The 13,075-nt window shown below is 65.0% G+C and carries 13 protein-coding genes; 9 read left to right on the top strand and 4 right to left on the bottom strand.

The window, feature by feature from the left end:
- Window positions 1-11 precede the first annotated feature (11 nt).
- The 4 genes from D0B32_RS06030 to D0B32_RS06015 form a co-directional block, all read right to left on the bottom strand.
- On the bottom strand, window positions 12-824 hold the full coding sequence (locus tag D0B32_RS06030) for a hypothetical protein (protein WP_404935520.1): 813 nt from the start codon (window positions 822-824) through the stop codon (window positions 12-14).
- Complete coding sequence (locus D0B32_RS06025; protein WP_117332724.1) at window positions 821-1,732, bottom strand: substrate-binding domain-containing protein; 912 nt, start codon at window positions 1,730-1,732, stop codon at window positions 821-823. The genes D0B32_RS06030 and D0B32_RS06025 overlap by 4 nt, the downstream gene beginning before the upstream one ends.
- Window positions 1,733-1,814: 82 nt before the next feature.
- Window positions 1,815-2,234 (bottom strand): c-type cytochrome, encoded by a 420-nt coding sequence (locus tag D0B32_RS06020; protein WP_117332723.1) that lies wholly within the window; start codon window positions 2,232-2,234, stop codon window positions 1,815-1,817.
- Between the two features lie 227 nt (window positions 2,235-2,461).
- Complete coding sequence (locus D0B32_RS06015; RefSeq protein ID WP_117332722.1) at window positions 2,462-4,279, bottom strand: methanol/ethanol family PQQ-dependent dehydrogenase; 1,818 nt, start codon at window positions 4,277-4,279, stop codon at window positions 2,462-2,464.
- A 544-nt stretch (window positions 4,280-4,823) separates the two neighbouring features.
- On the opposite strand from D0B32_RS06015, the gene D0B32_RS06010 reads away from it, so the two are divergent.
- The 9 genes from D0B32_RS06010 to D0B32_RS05965 all read left to right on the top strand — a co-directional run bounded on the left by D0B32_RS06010 (window position 4,824) and on the right by D0B32_RS05965 (window position 13,049).
- Entirely contained in the window at window positions 4,824-5,213 is a 390-nt protein-coding gene (locus D0B32_RS06010) for a 4a-hydroxytetrahydrobiopterin dehydratase (RefSeq protein ID WP_117333480.1), read from the top strand.
- A gap of 97 nt (window positions 5,214-5,310) precedes the next feature.
- On the top strand, window positions 5,311-6,354 hold the full coding sequence (locus D0B32_RS06005) for a beta-ribofuranosylaminobenzene 5'-phosphate synthase family protein (RefSeq protein WP_117332721.1): 1,044 nt from the start codon (window positions 5,311-5,313) through the stop codon (window positions 6,352-6,354).
- Window positions 6,355-6,437: 83 nt separating this feature from the next.
- Entirely contained in the window at window positions 6,438-7,403 is a 966-nt protein-coding gene (locus tag D0B32_RS06000; protein ID WP_117332720.1) for an NAD(P)-dependent methylenetetrahydromethanopterin dehydrogenase, read from the top strand.
- A gap of 69 nt (window positions 7,404-7,472) precedes the next feature.
- Window positions 7,473-8,900 carry an ATP-grasp domain-containing protein gene (locus D0B32_RS05990; RefSeq protein WP_259294891.1) on the top strand — a complete coding sequence of 476 codons (1,428 nt, stop codon included), beginning with the start codon at window positions 7,473-7,475 and terminating at the stop codon, window positions 8,898-8,900.
- The gene (gene mch / locus D0B32_RS05985; RefSeq protein WP_117332719.1) at window positions 8,875-9,906 is read left to right on the top strand and encodes a methenyltetrahydromethanopterin cyclohydrolase; all 1,032 of its coding nucleotides are present in this window, start codon (window positions 8,875-8,877) and stop codon (window positions 9,904-9,906) included. Before D0B32_RS05990 ends, mch begins: the two co-directional genes overlap by 26 nt.
- Window positions 9,903-10,940 (top strand): RimK family alpha-L-glutamate ligase, encoded by a 1,038-nt coding sequence (locus D0B32_RS05980; RefSeq protein ID WP_117332718.1) that lies wholly within the window; start codon window positions 9,903-9,905, stop codon window positions 10,938-10,940. The genes mch and D0B32_RS05980 overlap by 4 nt, the downstream gene beginning before the upstream one ends.
- Entirely contained in the window at window positions 10,933-11,835 is a 903-nt protein-coding gene (locus tag D0B32_RS05975; RefSeq protein ID WP_117332717.1) for a triphosphoribosyl-dephospho-CoA synthase, read from the top strand. The genes D0B32_RS05980 and D0B32_RS05975 overlap by 8 nt, the downstream gene beginning before the upstream one ends.
- A gap of 184 nt (window positions 11,836-12,019) precedes the next feature.
- Window positions 12,020-12,529, top strand: a complete 510-nt coding sequence (gene fae, locus D0B32_RS05970) for a formaldehyde-activating enzyme (protein WP_117332716.1) — start codon at window positions 12,020-12,022, stop codon at window positions 12,527-12,529.
- Between the two features lie 100 nt (window positions 12,530-12,629).
- Window positions 12,630-13,049: a hypothetical protein gene (locus D0B32_RS05965; protein WP_117332715.1), complete on the top strand. Its 420-nt coding sequence runs from the start codon at window positions 12,630-12,632 to the stop codon at window positions 13,047-13,049.
- The last annotated feature ends 26 nt before the right edge of the window (window positions 13,050-13,075 follow it).

Genomic DNA, 13,075 nt, shown 5'->3' with positions numbered 1-13,075 from the left:
CTGCGGCCGCGCTAGCGGCTCGCCCGAGGCGCGTCACCCGGCTTGGCCGGCACGTTCGGCGCATTCGGCGCGGGCGCCATCTTCTGCACCGCCGCCTGGAAGCTCAGCGTCTCGGTATGGGTGGGATGCGCAAAATCGTTGTTCGCGCCGGGCACGTCGGTGCGGATCAATGCAACCTGACCGGGCACGGTATCCGCGAGCAGGAAGGTGTAACGCTTGCCGGTATATTGCGCGAAGCGCTCCGCGTTCGGATCGTTAAGGTAGGGCTGCACGACGATCTGCTGTGCTTTCACGGATTTGCCGTTCACCGTGCTCGTCACCGTCTCGATCTTCGGGCCCGCGGCGAGCGCAAGCCGCAGACGCTGCTGGAAGTAGCGGCGCTGGCCACCCGTCAGATGCTCCATATCCGCAATATCGCGCTCGAGAAAATAGATGATGACCGGATTGCACTGCAGGTCGCCCACCGGCACCGGCACCGCGCCGCTGTGATCGGACACCTGGGCATCCCCTTTGGCGTTATCCGCGCTCACCACCAGCACCCGGATCACATCCGTGCTGTGCGCGGGCTGGTCGGAACTGAGCAACGCGTAGTCGAGTTCGGTTTGCTGCGGCACGCCGTGCAGATGATCCGTTGTGAAGATGAGGTGCTCGGCGGGCGAAATCTGGTCGGTGTCCGCTGCCAACGCCGCGCCAGGCATCATGAGCGACATCATGGGCGGCACCAGACAGGCCGCGCCCACGACGCCCATCGCGAACGCGCGCCGTGCGGCACGCCCCCATCCCTTCGACCCACCTCTGAAGGCACCGCTGAACGCAGCCCTCATGGCGAAGCATCCGCGGGTTTGCCCGCGGCCGTGTCGATCGGCTTCAGCAACGGCACGTCGTAACTGGTGAGAATGCCGTCGATCTTGTCGTGGTTCGCGCCGATCCATTGATCGACCTTGTCCTTCCACGCCTTCTCGCCGTAGCGCACGCCCATCGAGATCGTGTAGTCGAAACGGATGCCGGGTTGCGGCGGGAACGGCACCAGCTTCACGGAATCGCCGGAGCGCTTGGCAAAGTAGCCGGCAATCGGTCCCCACAGGAATACGACGTCCACATTACCCGCCTGCAGATCGTGCTCGATCATCTGACCGGGATACTCCCCCGGATCACCGCTTTGCACCTGGTACGACACCGCCTGGTCGATCAGGTTGTGACTGAGCAGCCAGTCCACGGCAGGGGTCTGTGAAAAGATGCCGAACCGCAGCTTGTGCAGTTCGTCCGGCGGCAGCTTGAGCAGATCGTCCGGCGTATTGATGCTGGCCAGCTCGGGCCGTTTGGTGAAAACCATTGCATACGTGGAGCGCAGATAGGGCTGCGTGGTCGAGGTCATGTCGTAGCCTTTCGGCACGCCGATGATCAGATCGCATTTGTACTGCTCGCTATCCGGCACTTTCTCGCGCAAGGTGTGGCGCACGAAGCCCATGCGCTGCGGAAAATAGGTGTATTCGAGTTTGTAGCCGAAATCGCTCGCCATCTGGCTCGCGATGCGGTTCTCGTAGCCTTCGCCCTTGGTATTCGAAAGCGGCATGTTGTTGGGGTCCGCGCAGACCCGCAGCACGCCGTCGGCGCCATCGTTGTTGGGCAACGCCTCGCTCTGCGCGCTCACCGCGGCGCTCGCGAGCGCCGCGTAGCATAGGGCGGCCGTCACGATCACAGCGTGCGCGGGCATCCATTTGCCATGACGCATCGTTTACCTCCTGAAGTGAAGATGTGGACGCTATCTAGTCTCGTTGTTTTGCGTCCTTATTTGGCAGCCTTATTTGGCGTCCTTATTTGGCATCTATGGCCTGCAGATCGCCCGGCTTGATCTGGCCGTCGGAGCGCCCTTTCAGATAGGCGTAAAGATTCTCCCAGTTTTTCTGCATCATCTGGCTCGAACTGAAGTCGGGCATGCCCTTGTCCACCCGCCCACCGAACACGGTGCGGTGAAACTCGTTCTTGTCCAGCGTCTTGAACGCATCGACCAGCGACGGGCCGACGAGCCCTTGCTGCTGCGCGCCGTGGCAACGCTCGCAGTCGAGCGCACGCCAGGTCCGCCAGCCTAGCAGCGTATTCGGGTCGACCTTGCTGCCGTCTTCCACCTTGTAGGTTGCTTGAGCAATGGCGGGATTGTTCTGGGCGAACGCAACAGGCAGCAAGACGAAAACGGCGGGCAATGCCGCCCGCAACAAGATGGATCGGCCTTTCATATACAGATGTCTCCCTTCAGGATAAAACCGCGCCTTCCATACGCTGCGTCATGCTCCTGCGCTCGACGCAGCGGCCAGACGGCGCGGTTCGGATAATGCTTCGTAGTCCAACAGAATGTCTGATGACACTGCCGGTTGCCCTGCCCCTGTAGACGTAACGGGGCAACCAGCGAAGTGTTCAGGCAAATGCGGCTTTGGTCGGGCTTCACCCGGGCTTCAACCGGGCTTCAGCTGTTACCGCCAGGAATGGCGAACACGAACAGCGTACCGCCCAGCGCCGTGTATTTCGCCAGCTCGCGGTATCCACCCACTGCACCGAGGCCTTCCGTCGACTTCTCGAGACCTGCCGCCATGCCGATGCCGGCCCAGCCGCCAATGCCCGAGTAGACGCCGATAAACTGCTTGCCCTGATACTCATAGGTGAACACGTTTCCGATAATCCCCGACGGCGTCTTGAAGCGCCACAGTTCCTTGCCGTCGCGGATCCGCACGGCCTTGATGTAGCCTTCCAGCGTGCCGTAGAACGCGACGCCGCCCGCGGTGGCCAGCACACCCGACCACACCGAGAAGCGCTCCGGCTTCGAGTACACGATCTTGCCCTTCGCCGCATCCCACGCGATGAAGTTACCCATCGAGTTGTTGTCGTTCGGTCCCGGATACATCGACAGCGTGGCGCCCACATACGGCTGGCCCGACACGTAGTCGACATCGAACGGCTCGTAGTCCATGCACACGTGATTGGTCGGCACGAGGAAGAGGCCCGAGTTCGGATCGAATGCTGCCGGTTGCTGATCCTTCGAACCGAGTGCCGCCGGACAGATGCCCTTCACGTTGTGATCGGCGCCCGCTGCCTGGGTCGAATACGCCGCGTTGCGAATCGGCTTGCCGCTTTGCAGATCGACACGGTCAGCCCAGTTCACTGCGGGGTCGTACTTCTGGGCCACCAGCAGTTGTCCCGTTTCGCGGTTCAGCGTATAGCCGAAACCATTGCGGTCGAAGTGGACGATGGCCGGCACTTTCTTGCCGTCGATGGTCAGGTCCGACAGGATCATTTCGTTGACACCGTCATAGTCCCATTCGTCGTGCGGCGTCATCTGGTAAACCCATTTCGCTTCACCGGTGTTCAGATCACGCGCGAAAATCGACATGGACCACTTGTTGTCACCCGGCCGTTGCGACGGATTCCACGTGCCCGGATTGCCCGTGCCGTAGTAGACAAGGTTGAGTTTCGGATCCCACGCATACCAGCCCCACGTGGTGCCGCCGCCCAGTTTCCACTGGTCTCCCTTCCACGACTTGAGCGACGAGTCCGCGCCCACCGGCACCATCTTGCCGTCGGCATAGGTCATCGTCTTGTCGGGGTTGAGCAGCATTTCGTTGTCCGGACCGGTGCTATATGCCGTCCAGGCCGGTTTGCCGGTCTTGATGTCGTAGGCAATGAGACGCCCGCGCACGCCGAACTCGCCGCCCGAGATGCCGGTCAGCACCTTGTCGCCGAATACGTGCGGCGCGTTGGTGTTGGTTTCACCCGCTTTCGGATTGCCGTTTTGCGCGGTCCAGACCACGTCGCCGGTCTTGGCGTCGAGCGCCACGAGCTTGGTGTCGGCCTGCTGGAGGAAGATCTTGCCGTCGCCATAAGCGAGGCCGCGGTTGACGGTATCGCAGCACATCACGGACACGACCTGATCATCCTGCTTGGGCAGGTATTGCCAGATGAACGTCTGATCCTTCAGGTTGATCGCAATTACCTTGTTCGGAAATGGCGAGTGGATATACATGGTGTCGCCGATCACGAGCGGCGCGCCTTCATGGCCACGCAGCACGCCGGTCGACATGGTCCACGCGACCTGTAGTTTTCCGACGTTGTTTTCGTTGATCTGCTTGAGTGGGCTGTAGCGATGATTCGCATAGTCACCCGCCTGGGCCGCCCAGTTGGACGGATTTTTTATGAGCCCATCGAGCTGCGAATCGGCCTGCGCAATGATAGAAGTCAAGGCTGCCGACGCGAGGATCGCGAGCCCAAGAACCGTGTTGCGTAAGTTCATGTCTCCTCCGGAATGGTCTTGCTGTTCAACTCACGAATGACCCACGCTACCTCGCCGCACCGGACGCGCCTTCACGAATGCAGGGTAACGATCCGCGCCCTCTCCCAATCGTTGTCGGGCTTTTCAGCGCATGACGGCCAACGCATATTCCATGCCGGAATGGCACTACCGTACGCATCGTTGCGCGCCATGAACCGGTCCATTCACGCCGCGTGGCGCACGGCGTGGTGCGTTGAGTCGATTCACGCCATACGGGCGTCGTTCTCACGCCAGGCCGTATTGCCTTCAACTCACTTACGTTCCGCCACAACGGTGTCACGGCCCTGATGGCTGCGTCTCACCACGTGGGACATTCTGTGTCACGCCCCGATACGAAGCGTGTCCGCCGGGTGGCACGCAGCCATGACACGGCCGGCGTCACGGCGCATGATTGACGTGGCTCGCCTATTGCAGCGCATCATGCGGTTGCGAGAATAATGAGGGTGGTGAAGGTGATGGCACGCATCTCGAAGACAGCGAATTCCACACGAGCGGAGCAACGGTCATGGCAAACGCAGAGCAGGTCTATTCCGACGAGGAGATCCAGCAACGCCTCGTTGGACCGTTACAGCACTGGTATCTGGAAGATGGCTGGCTGCGGCGCAAATATCGCACCGAAGGCTGGAAAGGCACCTTGATGGTGGTGAACGCGGTGGGCCATCTGGCGGAAGCCGCGTGGCATCACCCCGATCTCACGGTCTCCTATGCATTTGTGACGGTGAAGCTGAAGACGCATTCCGCGAAGGGCATCACTGACAAAGACTTTGCGCTCGCCAGCAAGCTCGAAGCCTTCATTCAGTGGCAACCGGCAAGCGAAGGCGGCCCGCTCGAAGGCACCCCCTCCGACGACCAGCGCTTCCGCTATATCAAGTACGACGCGCCGAAAACCACGTGAGGCGTGGCGCGCTGCGCGACGCCGCTCACTGCGTCCCTGGTATGGGTTTCGCTTGAGGTCCCGACCCACCCGTCACGCACCCACGAGGACGCTCACGATGCAGCTACACAGCCGCCGCCTTCATCCCGATGCCTGCGTGAGCGTCGATGCCCCCGCGCGGCTCCACCTGGGTTTTCTCGATCCGAATGCGTCGCTGGGGCGCGCATTCGGCAGCCTCGGGCTGATGATCGACGGCGCCGGCACCCGGGTCGAGGCCCGTCTTCCTGGGCACGATCATGCCGGGCACGATCAGATTGAAGGCGCAGTAAGCGAGGCGGAACGCGAGCGCATCGCGATCTGTCTGGAACGGCTGCATGCGGCCTTCGATCCGACGCCGGTCGCCATCGAGGTGCTGCGCACACCGCGCGCCCACAGCGGCCTGGGTTCGGGGACGCAGCTCGCGCTGGCGGTCGGCGCCGCTTTCGCACGCCTGCTCGGCCACGCCGTCAGCAGCGCGGAACTCGCGGGCCTGCTCGGACGCGGCGCGCGCTCCGGCATCGGCGTACTCGGCTTCGAATCCGGCGGCCTGCTGGTGGACGGCGGACCGCCCGCCGGACTGCATGCGGGCGTGCCGCCGCTGCTCGCCCGGCAAGCGTTTCCGGACAACTGGCGCGTGCTGCTGGTCAGCGACACTTCGCGCGAGGGGCTGCATGGCGCTGAAGAACGCCGCGGCCTCGCGACGCTCGCACCGTTTCCCCAAGCCCTCGCGGCGCATCTGTGTCACCTCGTGCTGATGAAGATCCTGCCGGGCGCAGCGGAGCGCGACATCGTGCCGTTCGCCGAGGGTTTGACGCAGATGCAGCAGACCATTGGCGAATACTTCGCGCCGGTGCAAGGCGGCGTGTTCGCGAGCCCTGCCGTCGAACATGCGCTGCGCGCCGTGGCCGCGCAGCGCACCGCGGGTATCGGCCAGAGTTCATGGGGACCGACGGGCTTTGCGATTCTCGCGAGCGCGCGCGACGCCGAAGCTGCGCTCGCCACGGCCCGCGAGGCGACGCGCGGCATGCCGCAGATCGAATGCACGGTGGTCGCGGGCCTGAATCGCGGCGCAACGGTGCGCGCCGTCGAGGCGCGCCAGCACCAGCGCATCGACGCCGCCTGATGGGCCACTCGATGAATCCTGTTTGCGCGCCGCCATGCTCCAGTGCCGTCCGAAACGAACATCATTGAAACGAGCCTTCTGCCATGTCCGATACCGCTGAAAAACTCGCTGAAAAACCCGCCGAAAAGCCGATCGAACGTCCGTACATCCTGCACATGTTCACGGCCACGCCGCAGATGAGCCCGTTCGACGTGAACATGGCCGCCGACGCCGGCTATCAGGTCATCGTGCCGTACTGCGGGGTCGAGGCCGGGATGGTCGCGAACCTGACGCAGGACGCGATCTTTTCGCGTGGCCCGAAAGGCGTGTCGCGCACCGGCATTTTCATTGGCGGGCGCGACGTCATGCTCGCCGCCGACATGCTCGACAGCGCGCGCAAGGCGATGGTGCCGCCCTTCGCCGTCTCGGTGTTCGCCGATCCGAGCGGCTCGTACACCACCGCTGCCGCGCTCGTCGCGCTGGTGGAGCGGCATCTGGGCAAGGCGTTCGGCATGGAACTGGGCGGCAAGCGCGTACTGATTCTCGGCGGCACAGGTGCCGTAGGGCGCGTGGCCGCGGCAATGGCGGCCTCGCTTGGCGCTGATGTGTCGATTGCGAGCCACTCCGATCCGGCGCGCGCCGTGCGCGTCAGCGACGAGATCAACCAGCGCTTCGGCATCGTCACCAAGGGCGTGGGCACCGGCGAGGCCGCCGACCTGCACGCGGCGCTCAGCGAAGCCGAGATCGTGCTCGCCACGGCGGTCGCGGGCGTACAGGTAGTCAGCCGCGCCGATCTCGCCCACGCCCGGCACCTGTTGATCGCCGCGGATGTCAACGCCGTGCCGCCGGAAGGCATTGCCGGCGTCAACGTGATGAACGACGGCAAGCCGATCGAGGGCGCGCCGACTGCCGGCGGCGCCATCGGCATCGGCGCGCTGGCAATCGGCAACGTGAAATATCAGGTCGAGCACCGGCTCTTCATCCAGATGCGCACGGGCGGCAAGCCGGTCTATCTTGGCTTTCCACAAGCCTTCGACGAAGCCCGCGCCGTCGCGGCCGGTCTCGGCTGAAGGCCGCGCCGGTCCTGCGCCGCCCGACGTGTCATCGCCATCGCCATCGTCATCGCTAATGGAACCGCCATGAACTCGCGTCCTTCGCTCGCGCATGCGCCCTTCGTGGCGGTGGCGGGGCTGTCCGCGCGGATGCTCGCGCAGTCCGCCGCGCGGGCCGGGCTGCGAGTGGTCGCGCTGGATGTGTTCGGCGATCGCGATACCCGCGAAGCCGCCGAACTGTGGTTTGACATCGGCGCCGGCCAACTGTCGATCGACTACGCACGCCTCGTGGCGGCGCTCGAACGTGCGGCGCGCTTGCCGGGGATGCTCGGCTGGATAGACGGCAGCGGGCTCGAACCGTTCGTCACGCAGTTATGCCGCACGCCGGGTCTGCCGCGCTTCATCGGCAATCCGGTGGAAGCGAGTGCCCAGGTGCGCGATCCGCAGCGCTTTTTTGCGTTGCTGGATGCGCTGGAGATTCCGCATCCTGCGGTCGCGTTTGCGCGTCTGGAGGAAGCCGATATGGCGCAGGCCACGCCGGGCATCACGGCTGACGCTACGCTGGGCAGCGCCGCAAATATCACGCGGGACGCCGGCACTGCCACGCTTTGCAGCGCGGCGAGTACCACGCCGTGCGCCGACGCCACGTCCGTCACGCCCGACGCGCCCGCCTGGCTAATCAAACACGCGGACGGTTGCGGCGGCACGCATATCGAACCGGCCTCCTCGCTCAGCCACTTGCCGCAAGGTGCGTACTTTCAACGGCACAGCAAGGGCCGGCCGATGTCCGCGCTGTTCGTCGCGGCCCGCGGCCGCGCGCAGGTGCTCGGGTTCGCCGAGCAGCTCACCTGCCAGATGGGCGCGTTGCGCTTCGTGCACGCCGGCTCCGTCGGGCCGCTCGACGCCGTCGATCTACCGCCGTCCGTCGCGGCACGCGTGTGTGCGGCGATTGCCGCGCTGTGTGCGCGAACCGGCCTCACCGGCATCAATAGCTGCGATTTTCTGCTCGACGGCGACACCTTCGAAGTGCTCGAAATCAACACACGTCCCTCGTCGACCATGACGCTCTACGAGACCGCGTCGCCGCAAACCTGGCCGCGCGGACTGCTCGCCTGCCACATCGAGGCGTGCCGCTATGGACGCCTGCCTACGTCCGATTCGAGCCAGCAACCTGAGAGAACCACAGCACATTCAACCGCAGCGCCTTCGACTTCCGCAAGGCCGCCCTTGTCAACACCGTCCCGTTGGCGCGCCGGCCAGCAGGTGCTATTCGCGCCAAGGCCGTTCGCCGCCTCCCAGCATTTCAGCGATCTCTGTCTGCATGATCCGCGCTGCCGCGACGTGCCAATGCCAGGTACGTGGATCGAAGCCGGGCAACCGGTCTGCACGCTGCTCGTGCGCGCCGCTTCGCTTGACGCCGTGCGACAGGCGCTCGCCGCGCAGCGCGTGCTCGTCCTGCAACGCATCGAAACCTGCCATGAGCCCGACTATGCCTTCATCCAGTGCCACTCCTGATGCTTCGTCAACGCCACCGGCCGAAGCGGCCGCGCTGAGCGTCAACGCCCTCAGCGAGCGTCTCGTCACGCGGCTGGTAGAGGACGCCGCGCGCTTCGGCGCCAGCGTCAGTCACACGGATGCCGGCACCGTGCTGGTGGACGCGGGCGTCGCGGCACCCGGCAGCGTTGCGGCCGGCGTGCTGATCGCCCGCATCTGCATGGGCGGCCTCGGCCATGTGACGGTGCGCGAGAGTCTGGATATGCAGGCCCTGTGGCCCAGCATGATCGAGGTGCGGACGTCGTGGCCGGTGCTCGCTTGCCTCGGCAGCCAGTACGCCGGGTGGAGTCTGTCCGCGACCAAAGAGCAGACCGGCGGCAAGAAGTTTTTCTCGCTCGGCTCCGGTCCGGCACGGGCGCTCGCCGTCAAAGAGCCCCTCTTCGCCGAGCTGAATTATCACGACAGTCACACACGTGGCGCGCTGGTGCTGGAAGTGGACCGTCTGCCGCCGCAGGTGGTGATCGACAAGGTGCTGTTCGACTGCAACCTCTCTCCCGCGCGGCTGACACTCGTCACCACACCGACACACTCTGTCGCGGGAACGGTACAGGTGGTGGCGCGCGTCGTCGAAGTGGCGTTGCACAAGACGCATGTGCTCGGCGTGCCGCTCAGCGAAGTGGTGGAAGGCGGCGGCTCGGCGCCCTTGCCGCCGCCCGCGCCGGACGGCATTCAGGCGATGGGCCGTACCAACGACGCGATTCTTTACGGCGGCCGCGTGCATCTCACGGTGAAGCACGACGCGGCAGCCAAACAGCTCGCCGCCGAGTTGCCCGCTTCCACCTCGCGCGACTACGGCCGGCCCTTCGCGGACATTTTCACGGCCTTTAACTACGACTTCTATCAGATCGACCCCGCGCTGTTCGCGCCCGCCGAGGTCTGGGTGAGCAGCCTGGAAAGCGGCAAGACCTGGCACGGCGGCCGCGTCGACGCGGCCTTGCTGCACGATCAATGGAATGCCCAGCCATGAACCTGCCGCTGCCTGACGTGGACCCTGCCGGCCTGCGACCTGCGCTACGCGTGGCGATCATGACCGACGAGACCGGCTGGCATACGGGCCGTCTCAAGCGGGCGTTTCGCGCCCGCGGCGTGGAGGCGCGCTGTGTCGATCTGGCCGATTGCCGCATCGACACCACGTGGCAGCCGCATGGCCTGATGCTGCCCGGCTACGGCCATACGCTGCCCGATGCGGTGTTCGTGCGCGGCATCGCGGGCGGAACCTTCGAACAGGTCACCTTGCGGCTCGGCATCCTGCACGCGCTGCGTGAATCCGGCGTGCCGGTCTACAACGACGCGCGGGCGATCGAGCGCAGCGTCGACAAATCGATGACGAGCTTTCTGCTGCATCGCAACGGCGTGCCCACCCCGCCCACCTGGGCCGGGGAATCCGCCGCTTTCGCGCAGCGCGTGGTGATGCGCGAGGCGGCGGCGGGACGTCAGGTGGTGCTCAAGCCGCTGTTCGGCTCGCAGGGACAGGGGCTCAAGCGGCTCGGTGCGGGTGGAGCGCGCGGTGCGGGCGCACTCACGCCGCTGCCTTCGCTCGAGCCGTATCAGCAGGTGGCTTACCTGCAGCGCTTTATCGACGGCGCGCAACCCGGCTTCGACTGGCGCGTGCTCGTGATTGGTGGACGGGCGGTCGCGGCGATGCGGCGCGTCGGCGGCAATGGCTGGATCCACAACTTCGCGCAGGGTGCCGTGTGCAAAGCGGCGGACCTCGATCTACCGCTCGCCCAGACCGCCGTGCGCGCCACCCAGGCGCTCGGCCTCGATTACGCCGGGGTCGATCTGATTCCCGATCCCCACGACGCGAGCCGCCCGCTGGTGCTCGAAGTCAACGGCGTGGCGGCGTGGCGCGGCCTGCAATCGGTCACCGCGGTCGATCTGGCGGCGGCGCTTGTCGACGATCTGCTGCAACGCAAGCTGCCGGCGTCCCGCCAGGCTGCCGCCGAACGCGCAGCAACCGGCGACGGCGCCGTCGTGCCGCTCTACGGACGTCATGGCTGAGGCCGCCTGCTTCCTGACGTCCGCGCAGGTTCGCGGCGCGTTCCTCACGGCCTGCCGGCTCGACGTGGAAACCGCCAAGCCGGGCAACGTCAGCGTGCAAAGCGCCGGGCACGGCATGCAGGCCGACCAGTTCATCGCCAGCGCGGAAGCGGCCGCCGCCGCGCTGCTGAGGCGCGGCGCACCGGTCGGACAACGTGTGCTCGATGCAGTCACGCACACGCGCGATGCCGTGGGCTGCAATACGAATCTTGGCATCCTGCTGCTCGTCGCGCCGCTTGCCGCGGCGCTGGATGACCTCACGGAACCGCTGACGGCGCAACGCTGGCGCGCGGCAACGCAAGCCGTCCTCGAACGGCTCGATCTCGACGACGCGCGTCTCGCCTACCGCGCCATCGCGCTTGCCAACCCGGGCGGTCTGGGCGAGGCGCCCGAGCAGTCGGTTCACACTGCACCCACCGTCGACCTGCGCGCGGCGATGACGCTTGCCGCCGGGCGCGACAGCATCGCCCGTCAATACGCGGACGGCTTTCACGACATCTTCGGTAGTGGACTCGCCGCGTTCCGCGAAGCCCCCGTTGCTCAACCGCACGTCGCCACCCTGAATGTGTTTCTCACCTTCCTCGCCGGTTGGCCCGACTCTCACATTGTGCGTAAGCAGGGTCCGGCCGTGGCGCAAAGTGTCACGCTTGCGGCACGTGAACGGCACACGCCATGGCGCACGCAATGCCTTCATGCGCCCGCACAAAATCCGCTGGACGCGGCTGTCCAAAGGTTGAATGCATGGGATGCCGAACTGAAAGCTCAGGGCATCAACCCCGGAACCAGCGCGGACCTGACTGTCGCGACACTATTCGTCGGCATCTGTCTCGGCTTTGCCGCAGCGCACGCGCATTAGTGCGTTCTCTTCGCCGAGCCTCGCTCTCCACCTGCCGCGCTGGCGAGCAAACGTGCATTGGCACGGTTCCTGTTAGTCAATGCCACTGCGCATCAACCGCCGCGCGGCGTTCGTACAAACAGGAGCGTCGCCGCAGCATGTCAGTCAGTCGTGCAGTCACTATTCCACTCATCGGAGGAACAGAATGGCCAAGATCAATCGCGTCCTGATAGGAGAGTCGCTCGTCGGCGACGGCAATGAGGTCGCACACATCGACTTGCTGATCGGACCGCGCGGTTCGGCTGCGGAAATCGCCTTCTGCAATGCGCTCACCAATAATAAGGACGGCTTCACGTCGCTACTGGCGGTGGTCGCCCCCAACCTGCTCACCAAACCGAACACGATTCTGTTCAACAAGGTGACCATCAAGGGCGCCAAGCAGGCCGTGCAGATGTTCGGCCCCGCGCAACATGCGGTCGCACTCGCGGTAGCGGACAGCGTCGAGGACGGCACGATTCCGCAGGACGAAGCCGACGACCTGTTTCTGTGCGTGGGCGTGTTCATTCACTGGCAGGCCGACGACGACAAGAAGATTCAGGAGTACAACTACAAGGCGACGCGCGAAGCGATCAAGCGCGCCGTGGCTGGCGAACCCAGCGCCGCGGAAGTGGTGTCGAAAAAGAGCAGCGTGGCGCATCCGTTCGCGGCGAACTGATGACGCATGGGTGCGTCTGAATGCGGCGAGGGTACGCTGTCACAGCGGCCCTTCGCTGTCACACGCACCCTCTCATAGAAAGATGAGATAGAGAGATGAGATGACCATACGATGTCGAGTGCTGGCGGCCTGCGCCTGCGTGGCGCTTGCCGCGCCGCTCGCCTGGGCGGAAGGCGACGCGCCCATCACACCGGCGACCGCGCCGGCGCCAGCGGGCGGCTATAACTATCCCACCCAGGGACGCGTCGAATACGTGTTGAGCTGCATGGACGACAACGGCCACGATTTCGCCAACGTCTACAAATGCTCGTGCGTGATCGACAAGATGGCGACCACGCTGTCCTACGAGGATTTCGTCGATCAGTCGACCTTCTCCAAGTACGCCACGCTAGGCGGCGAAGGCGGTTCGGAGTTTCGGGTCGATCAGGCTAAAGCGCAGACGAAGAAATTCCGCACGCTGCAGGCCGAGGCCTATCACAGTTGCGGACTGGGGCACGACAAGACGGCGTCGGCGAAGTGAGTCGCCCGTGATGAACGGCTTGATGA

Origin of the sequence: Paraburkholderia sp. DHOC27, assembly GCF_003429005.1 — a bacterium.
In the GTDB taxonomy this organism is placed as follows: domain Bacteria; phylum Pseudomonadota; class Gammaproteobacteria; order Burkholderiales; family Burkholderiaceae; genus Paraburkholderia.
This window is presented reverse-complemented; position numbering and strand designations above follow the sequence as displayed.